Source organism: Seonamhaeicola sp. MEBiC01930 (assembly GCF_045277075.1).
GTDB lineage: Bacteria > Bacteroidota > Bacteroidia > Flavobacteriales > Flavobacteriaceae > Seonamhaeicola.
Map to the genome: position 1 here is coordinate 1624081 of NZ_CP104270.1, position 13068 is coordinate 1637148.

Sequence of the window (13068 nt, forward strand, 5' to 3'; positions counted from 1 at the left end):
TGTAAAATAATGGACTTCAGAAGAATTATTGGGATAGTAATAATGGTTTTTACCATTTGTTTGAATGCACAGAATACCGAAGCCTATAAGAGTTGGGAAGAACATATTATAAAAGTTCAAGAGTACCTAGCGGTAAGTAGTTTCGATCTAGCCAAAGAGCATATTATTGAAGCAGAAAAACTAGCAGAGGATGCTTTGGTTGGATTGCCATTTGGATTTGTAAACATGTACTATTTTTATGGTATTATTGAAACTAAACTAGGGCTTTATGAGAGCGCAAAAAATCAATTTGTCAAGTCATTAGAATTTCATAAAAATGTTCAAGAACCAGATTTGCAACATCAATTTGGAACTCGTCTAGAAATAGCCAATCTCGAGGCAATTTTAGGAGATTCCGACAAAGCCATTGCAGATGTAAAAGAAATTCTTATCGACTACAAAGAAAACCTAGATTCTAATTCTGAAGTTTATGCTGCCTACATTAATAACTTGGGGGAGCTTTATTATTCCACTGGGGATTGTAAGGGAGCCCTGAAATATTATAATCAAGCACTTCAGTACCTAATTGATTTAAAAATTAGGTCGCAAACAACTTCTCAAGTTTATTATAATATTGCAGTCTGTAATTTTGTTGCTGGAGACTATGAAATAGCTAAGGATATTTATGATCAAGCCTTATTGATTTGTCAGGAAGGTAATTTAGAACATACATTATTTTATGCTAAATTATTGATGGATACAGGTTCTTTGTATCAGTTATTGGGTAATTATAAAATAGCTAAAGGATTAATGGCAAATGGAATGGCTATAATGCTAAGCCTAAATCTTAATAATAGTTTTGACTATGCAGAAGCTGTTATGACCTATGCCAACTTACAAAAGGACCTAGGGGTTTTTGATGAGGCATTGTCTAATACCCTTAAAGCAAAAAAAATGTTTCGTCAATTTTTGAACGATGACGACATTAGATATGCTGATCTTAATAACTTATTGGGGCAGATATATTTTAATAATGGGAATTATAGAGAATCTTTGGAACTATATGAGAAATCGGTTAAGTTGTTTCAAGATAAGGGTTTAGAAGATAATGTAGGTATTGGATATGCCTATAATGGATTGGGTATGGCATATCAGTCCTTGGGGGATTATAATAAGGCTTTAAAACATTACCAACTAGGCAGTAAAATCCTTGGAGAGAAACTAACCAAGAAACATAAGGATTATGGAATTACATTAATGAATCTAGGAACGGTTTATGGCTTATTGAACAATTATTCCTCAGCGTATTTTTGTTATACAGAGGCTGTAGAGGTTATTTCACAATCTATAGGAGTTGAGAATTCTTTGTATGGGCAATTATGTATAGGGTTGTTAGGAGTTGTTTATAAAGATCAATCAATTGAAGTCTCAGAGTCCAAAGAATTGGTTGATCGTGCCTTAAGCATTTTTAAGAATAATACGGATGAAAGCAACCTTTACTATAATTATGCTCTTATGTATAAGGCCATAATTGCTAAAGAAGAAAATGATTTAGATAGCGCCATTTCATATCTTTTAGAAGCAGAAAAACGGATTGCCAAACATCTTGAGGGTGAAAGCCAAATTTATTACGATGTTATTTGTCATTTAAGTATGTTTTATGATATGAATGGACAACATGAATTAGCCATTTCATATTATAAAAAATACAATGATTACTTACTAAATTCCCTCGTCAAAGTATTTGCATTTAGAAGTCAAGAGGATAAGAAGATTTTTTTAAGAAATTCTGAGTTTTGGTTTTCTTTTATGACATCTGTATCAAGAAAGGAAAAATTCCAATCTAAAGAACTAGTTTCAATTGCCTTTAACAATCAATTAATAAGGAAAGGTTTATTGTTAAATAGTTCTAAAGGTATTTTAATAAGTCTTGAGGAAATAAATGATGAGGTTATATCTAATAAGATTAAAACATATAGGACTCTAAAGGGGAATTTGGCTTCATTAAGGAGCCATCCAGTTGCAAACAATGGGGTAAATGTTAATGACATTTCTAAAAAAATTATTGCTTTGGAAACAGAACTGGTTGAGCTTTACAGTGCTAATTTTGGTTCAAATACGGGTTTTGAAAAAAACTGGAAAGATATAAAGTCGGTTCTAAATGATTCAGAAATTGCCGTAGAGTTTATTTCTTATTACCCTAGCTTTAATGATCAAGAGAAAAACAATGTGAAATATTTGGCATACATAATTTCTAATTCAGATTCAGAACCAATGGTGGTTGAATTATTTAACGAAACTGAGTTAAAGCAAAAAATAATAAATTCAAATCCCAATCAACTTTATGCAGCAAGGGGTTCTAAAGCAAAAAGTACAACTTTTACAAACAATGTTTATGAATTGGTGTGGAAACCTTTAGAAGAGTATTTGAAAGAGGTCAAAACTATTTATTATTCCCCAGTAGGTCTGCTTAATCAGGTGCCTTTCGCGGCATTAAATAAAAATGGAGAGTTATTAAGCAGCAAGTATGAATTGGTGCAATTAAGTAGTACTAGTTTATTGGCTGAATCAACCGAAGAGCCAAGACTGGATCATTCGCTTTTTATTGGTGGTATTAATTATGATTTTAAGCCAAATGGTGAAAAGATAAAGTCAAAAGCAAACAATTTTGATTTTTTGAAATCTTCAAGAGGAAATAGAGAATTTGGGGAAACGTGGAATTACCTTCCTGGGACAATGACGGAAATTCAGTCGGTTCAAAAGTTGTTTAAAAAGAAAAAGAAAAAATATTCCAGCATTTCAAAATCTGGTGCTTCCGAAGAGGCATTTAAAAACTTAAGCGGAAATAGCCCAAGTATTTTGCATATAGCAACTCATGGATTTTTCTTTGAAGGCCAACCAAAGGAGAACCGTGAACTTTTGGAGTTGTCTAAACAAAGTCCGTATAGGGTGTCTGAAGATCCGTTAATGCGTTCTGGTCTCATTTTGGCAGGAGCCAATTATGCCTGGAAACATGGAAATAATCCTTATGAAGAAGAAGATGGGGTTTTAATGGCTGCAGAAATTGCTAACCTTGACTTGTCAAAAACGGACATGGTGGTGCTTTCAGCTTGTAATACAGGTTTGGGTGATATTGATGGTAGTGAAGGTGTTTACGGATTACAACGCGCCTTTAAAATGGCGGGTGTGGATATAATTGTAATGAGTCTTTGGGAAGTACCGGATAAAGAAACCGCAGAGTTTATGAAGTTGTTTTACAGTAATTGGTTAACTGGAATGAAAGTACGTGATGCTTTTAATAAAACACAAAGATCCATGTCTAAAAAATACAAAGATTCGCCAGAAAAATGGGCTGCTTTTGTACTATTTGAATAGCTTTACCACATTTTTAAATTTGAAGAGGTGTTCATTTCTCTTAAATCGGGAACCTGCTTGCCGTTGGTGATAACCATAACATCTTTTAATAATTCCTCAATGTTTTCCGTAGTAAGAGGTATTGTTTTATTCAAATTGCTTTTATCAATTATAAAGCCATTTCCTTTTAGTTCTTTCTTGAGAAGCTTTATATAGGCCGATGTAAACGCTCCATTGCCTAATTCTTTGTTTTCATAGGCTACATCTTCACCTGCCGAAGCCGAAATAATAGTAATCCTGCTTGTAGATAAAAAGTCTTGAAACAAGGTAGATATAACTTCAGAAACCTTGAATTTAGAGTTTTTATTAGTCTTTCTGGATTTTGAGCCTCTTTCATTTGGATTGCCACTATCATGAACTACTTCAACCCCTGATGTTTCCATATCCAACGTATTCCCAGAATGGCATGAATCCATTAGTAGTAATATGTTATTAGATTTGCACTTTTTTAGGCTTTCAATTATTGTATTTAATGATACGCCGTTTTTAGTAACATTATTGAAATCCATGTCATGAGGAGAAAACAGATAGTTTAATTTTTTATCTAGAACGCCATGTCCTGCTAAAAAGATAATAATCTGGTCGTTATTGTTAGCTTTTTGAGATAGTTCTAATAGGGATGTTCTTATGTTTTCTGACGTGGCCTCTTTGTTAGTTAAATGTTTTATATGCGTTTTAGTAAATGAGTGTGGTTTATGGTTTGCTAAAAGCTCATCTGCATTGAAAAGCTCTTCATTAACCAAAGGTTCTGATGATTTAATCCATACAGGTTTATTATTATATAAACTAAAACCATTTATTGATCTCATAAGTACCCTTGTTTGAATTGGAATTCCTGAAATTTTATAGGTTTTGATTCGGTATCTAAATTGGTTAGAATAGCGTTCTAAAAGTGAGAATCTATCGCCTGAATTAGATATTGAAACTTCGGTATTGTAATCAATTGAGGTTTCAATATTTATTTTTTGCGGAATGGGGTTTTTATTGGTTAAATCAACTAGAAAAAGACTGTTATTCAAACTATAAACCAAATAATTACCATTACTAGAAATGTTTTTAAAGGTTGGAACAAACGCATCAATGGTGTCTAACTTTTTTGCATTACCTTCGAAATACTCTATAATATCTAGGTTGAATTTTAAAGTATCTATTTCGGTTGAATTTGGCTGACTCACCTCTAAAATCCCCTCATTGTTTTTTCCGTTATACCTATAGGTGAAGTTTGCCCAATGATTATTTTTAATTGGTTGAGGTTCAGAAGAAGTTTTAAAGGGTAGTGTAACCTTGTTAAAAGAACCAGATTCAAAGTGATATTGATAGTAAGTACTGTTTTCATCTTTTATATAAAAACTAGAATTGTCTGGATTTATAAAAACGATTTTATTAGATGAGTAAGATGGAAATTTGAATTCTTTTGGAAAATTGAATTCAGAAGTTGTTTGCTCCTTGAAGTCCCAAAGAAAAAACTTGTCTTGCTTATGTTCTAACCACAATGTCCTATCACTATTCACGGCATATAAGTCTCCTATGCTCTCAAATAATTTGGTGTACTTGTTAAGAGTTCTTTTTGGGAAGGGATAAGTGTTTGACAGGGCATATTGGTGACCGAAGAATTTGGACTTATATTTTAGCATGTCTTCTTCAGAAAGTTTACCGTAGATTTTTGCAATATCAAGGGCATCTTTATCGGCAAAAGTTAGATTATAATCCGTTTGTTCGTATTCTGAAACACCAATAGATAAGACGTATAATTCATCTGGGTCTGATGATTTTTGAGTTGTCTTTGGCGTATTTTGAGTTGTGTTCTTTTCAGCTTGTCCTCTTAAAGCCAAAGCTTTTTTTAAAGTATTAACATATTGTAAGTTAGGTTTTCCAAAAAGACTTAGCACTTTTTCGGGTTTAAAAAAATGGTCTTCTATATTAGTAATATCAATTGTCTGATTGTTTTTGCTTGCTATAAAGAAGTTATTTGGGTCTGAATTAGTGAAAAAATGGCCTTCTCTATCAATAAAAGCATGGGTATTCTTATTTGGGTGGAGCATGACTCCTAATTCCTGCAATGTTTCTGTGTCAAGAATGGAGATTTTACCATTATTAAAGCTGACCATAAGTTTGGTTGCATCGTCATTTAAAGAAACACGTTCTGGAAATTCAGAAGACATATATGTTTTAGTCTCATCGTTTATTATGATTCCAAATCCATCAGCAACCATTGCCATTTTATCCTTGGAATAAGATACATCAGTTACATATAGACAATCAAATTTTTGACTATTAAATTCTGAAGTTTCAGGTTTATATTCAATAATTAGAGACTCTCTATTGCATTTGTTCATATCTATTAAGTAATATGAATTACCAATTACAAATCCGTTATCATATACACTAAATAGTTCAAACCTCCCGTCAGTTAACGGTTCTTCAAATACAACCTTTTGAGTTTTGGTTTCGTGTATTTGAGCCAAGTTGTTAGAGTTTATCGTAAGAATGAATTCGCCATTATTAGAGATTTTACCAAATTTGTATTTTCCACTCAAGGTTTTTTCTTTATTATCTTTTATTAGGGTAAATTCTTGTGGCTCGGTGTAACCACCATTACCATATGGTTTGAGACTTAATAACAGAAGGTTTTGATCATTATTGTAGTCTATAATAGTTCTGTAATTAGAATTGTCATTCGCAATTTTTGTTACTTCATCTTGAATGAAATCATATTTGTAAAAACCATAGTCATTTTCATATTCTCCTAGTTTTTTATAACCATAAAAAGGGTATACTCCTGTAAGTTCATTAATGTCAAAATTGGTTTTAGTAAAATCAAAAGCTTGGTGATTAGCTTCTAAGTAGTTGCTGAAATCTAAAGTTCCAAACCTATTGTTGAACGTGCCTGTCTCAAAATATTTTATCTGATGTTCAAATGTGGTAATAAATTGCTGGTTAAGTTCATTGCCTTTAACCATCCAGTTGTTATATGGTAAAAAGGTACCCGAATAGAACTTAACAGATTCGTTGGGATATCGGTTTTTAATTGTTTTTGAAATATTATCAAAAACACTAAAGGTATTGGTACTACTGAAACTAGTATTGAAAGGCTCGAAGAATACATATTCATTCTTAGAACTTAAGTATAAACCATGTGAAACTCCATTTTCATTATGAGGAACTTCAGAGCTAAACTTGTTTTTTTTCTTAGTAATTATTATTGGATTGTATGGAATGGTTCCTTTTGAACTTAGTACTATTTTATAATCACTTTCCAAAGAAGTGGCGTTAACATTAACAAATTTTCCAAAAGGGTTTTCCTCTGAAAATACTGGATTTAGATATTGTTTATTGTTACTTAAATTGTAAATGTGAATTTTTTTATTTTCAATATCAGCATTAATAGAATATAATTCATCGGTTTCCTTATCATAAAAAAGGTGGATAATAGGTAAGGATTCTGGAACCGATAAATTGATAAGTTCTTTTGCCGTTTTTGTGTCTATTACTTTTAAATTTTGGCTACCATCTATTTTATTTTCAACAAAGGCAACAGTAAAGGGGTTTCTGGGAGTAGCGGCAATTTTAACATGGTTATTAGCGTAAGTTGTTGTGATTTTCTTGAAATTTTTATCAAAAACTTCTATAATATGAAGGTATTGGTTTTTAGATTTCCCAATGATTACATCATTCTGTTTATCAATAAAACTTCCCTTAATATTTTGTTTGAAAACAACTTTTCCATCATAAATTCTAACTCCTATTAAAGAATCGGTTTTACCTTCGCTAAACTCATACCTTTGATTTAGTAGTAAAAGCGAATCGTTTCTAACCAGTTTCATACTGTGAATAGGTATGTTTGAAGCTTCACGTAAAGTTTTTAGATATGAATAATTTTCGGTATCGAACATTAATACCTTACCAGAATTATCTGCAGATATTAGGTATTGCTCATTGTTAGTGGATATAACTTGAGTGAGTTGCGAGGTATGATAGTCTTTTAATTTTATGGAAATGTTATCTGAAACTTGTGAAAAGCAGAATGATACTATTAAACTAAAAGCTAAGGTAAGTTGCGTTTTCAATAGAGTTTTTTTATTTGCACAGCCTGTAAGTTTCACAAAGAATAGTTTCAATCTCTTTTGCAGAGACATTCATGCTTTTTAGGTCTAATATAAAATCTTTATAATTTGCTTTTTCTTCTTCATATTGATTTCTATCAATCAATTCAAAGCTAAAGTAGGGGATGTTGTCTAGGTTTGGAAAAGCTTCAATAGAAACTGCCCATTCAAACCTTGTCCCGTCATAAAAGATGGGGGCATCATCAAAAAGCGCTAATTGAGAACCATTGGTTTCAATCTTTAATATTTCGTCCGTTTCAATGTTTTTTAAAAACACATAATATAATTCAGTATTCTCTAAAGTTTGCCATTTCAAGGTGATTTTAGAACTGGCCATTTTACAACTGTCATTTGGCGATAACATCAATAAGTCACCCCTAAACACACCAGCAATAAGGGCTTTTTCATCAGAAGTACTTCGTAATTCATTCCATATATGTTTAAAATAACTAGCCGTAAAGCTGGTATTTTTTTGTTTTATTTTAAAGTTTAAAATGTTTTTAAAACTATATTTCCCGTGAACATTAACTAAATAGGCATTGCCGCTATTGTCAATTGCGGTTAATTCTGCATGTGGAGGCACATTTACCAAATGATATTTATCAATAAAGTCTCCTTTTTTTATTGGCTTAAGCTTGCCGTTGTTCTCTAAAAGCAAAGTGCCTTTAGATTTGTAAACACAAAGGGTGTCTTGCGCTCCTATAAACTGAACGCAAAGCAAAAAGAAAACTAGTCTAAAAGATAACTTTGCCATTTAAATCGTTTTTTTAGAAAATCTAAAAGATAAACATAGAAATCTATCATTTCCAGTCCAAAGACTGTTAATACTAATATAGGTGTAACAAATAGATACACGTTTACTTTTAACAATAAAAGTGCCAAGTATAGGAGGGTAACCGAAATAACCAGTTGAATTAGTTTGATTAGAATGTCATAAGCCAATGTACTTTTTTTATAGAAACGCATTCCGAACATTATGGTGAAAAAGCAACATACCAATGCGAAAATATAAACTACAACTTTAGGTACTTTGCTAATAAAACTACCGTTAGTTAACATCTTGATGATATTGGCATGAATTAAAACCCCATACATGTCAGGTGTTGATCTTCCAGCAAATGTTTTGTTTAAAGGGGTAAAATGTTTATCCTCAATATCAAAAGGATTTCCTGTTGGTGTTCCTAAATATCCAAAAAGTATAATCTTATTTTCCATTGAAGGGATTGACTCCAATTCAATTAATTCATCAATATCAAAAGTTAGGAAAGCATCTAAATTCCCAAAGTAGTTGATGGGAATACCTTCATTCAATTTTTTAGAATCCCTCTCAGTCAATCCTCCTGATTTTAATGCTATTTGGGTTGCAAATGATAATTTGTTTTCTTGAGTTTTATAGCCAACAAAATCACGAATTACTTTGTCATCATTAAAAAAATTCACGTTTATAAAACCTTCAATGGGTTTTGCTTTTTTGAAAAAATCATGATTAGTTACAATTGAGTCATTGCTATAATAATAAGAAGTAACAATGTTGTCATATTTATGTAGAACAGATCTTAAAATAGAATCTGTAAATGCCATTTTCCGATCCTTAAAAATGGCATCAATTCCAACAACTATAGGATGCTGCTGTTGAACTTTTTCAATGGCCTGAGCAATCAAGAACCTGTCACTTTGTTTTACATTAATAATGATAATATCCTTATCCTTTTTATGGTTTTCATAAAGTCTAGAATAATAGATATCTGTAAAGCTAAAGTCTTTAAAAGCTTTGTAAAAAGGATCTAAAACATTAAGGTTTACAAAGATAAGAAGTAAAATTCCAGAAACAACCAAGGTGAGTAAAGTACATAAAAAGCTGTCTCTCCAAAGTAGTTTTTTCTTATCTGAAATCATATTAATGCTTAATGTGATTTAAATATATAAATTAAAGTTTACTTTGAAATAAAAAAGGCGAACCATTTGGTTCGCCTTTTATTTATTTATGTTTAGATAAACTAATCTGCTAAAACAATTACTTTATTGTCTTTCATCTCTATAGTGCCAGAGTTGATTTTTAATAAAGTAGCACCTTTATCGCCTTTAGTGAATTTATCTTGAACTTCTTCGTTTAATTCTATATTACCTGAAATTTTAACAAAGCCTTCCTTTAATAACGAAACAATTGGAGCGTGATTATTTAACATTTCAAAATCTCCATTTACTCCGGGAACAGCAACACTTGTTACTTCTCCACTAAATAAGGTTGCTTCAGGTGATACAATTTCTAAATACATAGTTTTATGCTTTTCGCTTTAAGTTTAACTTATAGCAATTTTACGCTTCAGCTAACATTTTATCTCCAGCTTCAATAGCATCTTCAATAGTTCCTTTAAGGTTAAATGCCGCTTCTGGTAAGTGATCTAATTCACCATCCATAATCATGTTAAACCCTTTTATAGTGTCTTTAATATCTACTAAAACACCAGGAATACCAGTAAATTGTTCTGCTACGTGGAATGGTTGAGATAAGAAACGTTGAACACGTCTAGCTCTAGATACGGCTAATTTATCTTCTTCTGAAAGCTCTTCCATACCAAGAATAGCAATAATATCTTGTAATTCTTTATAACGTTGTAATAACTCTTTTACGCGTTGTGCACAGTTATAATGATCGTCTCCTAAAATATCGGCTGTAAGAATTCTTGAAGTAGAATCTAATGGGTCTACCGCAGGGTAAATACCTAACTCAGCAATTTTACGAGATAATACTGTTGTTGCATCTAAGTGAGCAAAGGTTGTAGCAGGAGCAGGGTCAGTTAAATCATCTGCAGGTACGTAAACCGCTTGTACAGATGTAATAGATCCTTTTTTAGTTGAAGTAATACGCTCTTGCATTGCACCCATTTCTGTTGCTAAAGTTGGTTGGTAACCTACCGCAGAAGGCATACGACCAAGAAGTGCAGAAACCTCAGAACCAGCTTGAGTAAAACGGAAAATGTTATCTACGAAGAAAAGTACGTCTTTACCCTGTCCATCTCCAGCACCATCACGGAAATACTCAGCAATAGTTAAACCAGATAATGCTACACGAGCACGTGCTCCAGGAGGCTCATTCATTTGTCCGAATACGAAAGTTGCTTTAGATTCTTTCATTTTAGATTTATCTACTTTAGATAAATCCCATCCACCTTCTTCCATAGAATGCATGAAATCATCACCGTAACGAATAATTCCAGACTCTAACATCTCTCTTAAAAGGTCATTACCTTCACGAGTTCTTTCACCTACACCAGCAAATACAGATAAACCACCATGTCCTTTTGCAATATTATTAATTAACTCCTGAATTAATACTGTTTTACCTACACCAGCACCACCAAATAATCCAATTTTACCACCTTTTGCATAGGGTTCAATTAAATCAATTACTTTAATACCTGTAAATAAAACTTCAGTTGAAGTTGATAAATCCTCAAATTTAGGAGCTTGTCTGTGAATAGGTAAGCCGTCATCATTAGCTTTAGGTAAATCTCCTAAACCATCAATGGCATCACCAATTACGTTAAATAAACGTCCGTAAACATCGTCACCTATTGGCATTTGAATAGGTGCGCCAGTTGCAGTAACTTCTGTACCTCTACTTAAACCATCAGATGAATCCATTGCAATAGTTCTTACGGTATCTTCACCAATGTGAGATTGTACCTCTAAAACTAATGTAGCACCATCAGGTCTTTTAATTTCTAATGAATCATAAATTTTTGGAAGTTCTGTTCCAGCAGCGAATTCAACATCGATTACCGGACCAACTATTTGTGCAACTTTACCTGTAACTTTAGACATTACTTATGTGTTTAATATTATGCAATTTAATTGTATGAAAACATGGTTTAGTTTTCGCGTGCAAATATATGGGTTTTAATTAAAAAATAAACCTCTTTTTATATTCTTTTTTGGAATAAAAAAACACCTTCAAGGTGAAGGTGTTTTAAATAGTGTTTTATTTACGTATTTTATTGTAATGTAGGCGAATAGTTTGTTGGAAAATCTCCTGCCTTTAATAGGTTTCCAGAAGCTTCAAAATTGCTTCCAAACTCAGCATCTATGGCTTGTAAAAATTTATTTGCCATATAGGCATAACCTCTTGCAGTTAAATGTACTCCATCTAAACTTACCAAACCTCCAGTTACTAAAGCCGTTTGCAAAGTGTAATCATCAAAGACAACGCCATTTGCTCTGGCGTCATTTAGTATTTGATTCAAATCTACTAATGCCACGTTTGCATTTGATGATGCTATACTTGAAATAGTAGTATTAAAAGCACTTGTGGCAGTTGATATTTCCATTTGTTCTTCTGGTGTCAGCACCCATTTGTCTGCTAATGGAATTGCCACCCCGTTAACGGTTTGTGGGTTTCCAGGGATAGCTTCAGTTCCAATAAATGAAGATGATGACAAAACCAACAAGTCTTCGGCTGTGGCCTGTCTTATATTAATAAGTGCCGGGTTTATAAAAGTTAAATCTATTAAGTCTTCATCCATAATTACAACAGCATTAGTCTCCCCTTCTTCAAATACAATTGTACGTTTTGCAATTTGTTCATCTGCTATCTCTTGAGTAACTAAATTATTAGCCACCATAAAGGCAAAGGCCTGTACAATACCAGCATTGTAAGCTCCGTAAGCCGAAAGGCTATTAAGAAATGCTGCTGTGCCAGCGTCTAACGGAATAGGGTTATGAGGTACAGTAGTGAAATGAGGCAAATCTGTAATATTTGGCACATTTGTTACAATCCCTTTAGCTCCACCACTAGTTAAAGTGGTAACAAGAGTGTTAAAAACATTTGCGAAAACGTTGGGGTCCGTTATATCGTTACCTCCATAAGTTGATGGGTCTAAATTCCCAGATTGATTTACACCACTTCCGCCCGAAAGAGCATAACCTAAAACATCGTTACCTCCTATTTCAGACAACGTAAAAAATGTTGGGTTTTGAGTCATTGAATCACCCAATACCGTTGCGGAAGAGCTTGATGCCATCCTAACAAAATAAGGATTAGAATAGATTCCTACACCAGCTAAATCACCATAGCTATTTGATAACAAATGAAAGCTCTTAGCTCCCGGGACTCCCATATTGTTAAATGGACCACTTGGGTTATTTAAAACAATATCTGTAGAAACGGTTACAGTCCCTATAACAGATTCTAAGGAAACAGGTCCCGCCCCTCCAAAAACTAATCTTGGTTCAGTAATTCTGTTTCCATTAATTGCCAAACCACCAAAATTATCATTCATTAGTGGCTGAGTGAAATCACCTCCGTTTGCCATACCAAACTTTTGAGCCAACATGTTAGGAAATGAGTTAATTTGACTTGCTTTGAATAATGCGTTATCTGTAAAACCTGAGGTAAAAGAGGCTCCTAAAGACACATAATTAGAGAAATCAGCGGTTCCTGCTGTTAATGAAGGTAAAACTACAACTGTAGTATCTATATTGTTGTCTTCTAAAACATCTTCTATTTCGTTACAAGCTGTTAAGCCTAATAAGATAATTAACAGCCAAAAATATTTTGTATTCATAATAGTTT

7 protein-coding genes are annotated in these 13068 nt (G+C 32.7%); 1 reads left to right on the forward strand and 6 read right to left on the reverse strand.

Annotation, left to right across the window (positions count from 1 at the left end):
- The first annotated feature begins 9 nt into the window (after positions 1 to 9).
- A complete protein-coding gene (locus N1F78_RS07130; protein ID WP_406685484.1) occupies positions 10 to 3354 on the forward strand; it encodes a CHAT domain-containing protein in 3345 nt (1114 codons plus the stop codon).
- A 2-nt stretch (positions 3355 to 3356) separates the two neighbouring features.
- Here N1F78_RS07130 and N1F78_RS07135 read toward each other — a convergent pair whose 3' ends face one another.
- The 6 genes from N1F78_RS07135 to N1F78_RS07160 all read right to left on the reverse strand — a co-directional run bounded on the left by N1F78_RS07135 (position 3357) and on the right by N1F78_RS07160 (position 13060).
- Positions 3357 to 7460, reverse strand: coding sequence for a caspase domain-containing protein (locus tag N1F78_RS07135; protein WP_406685485.1), 4104 nt, complete (start codon positions 7458 to 7460; stop codon positions 3357 to 3359).
- A gap of 10 nt (positions 7461 to 7470) precedes the next feature.
- Positions 7471 to 8250, reverse strand: a complete 780-nt coding sequence (locus N1F78_RS07140) for a hypothetical protein (protein ID WP_406685486.1) — start codon at positions 8248 to 8250, stop codon at positions 7471 to 7473.
- Complete coding sequence (locus tag N1F78_RS07145) at positions 8226 to 9392, reverse strand: CHASE2 domain-containing protein (RefSeq protein ID WP_406685487.1); 1167 nt, start codon at positions 9390 to 9392, stop codon at positions 8226 to 8228. The genes N1F78_RS07140 and N1F78_RS07145 overlap by 25 nt, the downstream gene beginning before the upstream one ends.
- Before the next feature lie 101 nt (positions 9393 to 9493).
- Positions 9494 to 9772 (reverse strand): F0F1 ATP synthase subunit epsilon, encoded by a 279-nt coding sequence (locus N1F78_RS07150; RefSeq protein ID WP_406685488.1) that lies wholly within the window; start codon positions 9770 to 9772, stop codon positions 9494 to 9496.
- 40 nt (positions 9773 to 9812) lie between these two features.
- Positions 9813 to 11321 carry a F0F1 ATP synthase subunit beta gene (atpD, locus tag N1F78_RS07155; RefSeq protein WP_406685489.1) on the reverse strand — a complete coding sequence of 503 codons (1509 nt, stop codon included), beginning with the start codon at positions 11319 to 11321 and terminating at the stop codon, positions 9813 to 9815.
- A 170-nt stretch (positions 11322 to 11491) separates the two neighbouring features.
- Positions 11492 to 13060 carry a G-D-S-L family lipolytic protein gene (locus N1F78_RS07160; protein ID WP_406685490.1) on the reverse strand — a complete coding sequence of 523 codons (1569 nt, stop codon included), beginning with the start codon at positions 13058 to 13060 and terminating at the stop codon, positions 11492 to 11494.
- Positions 13061 to 13068: the final 8 nt, after the last annotated feature.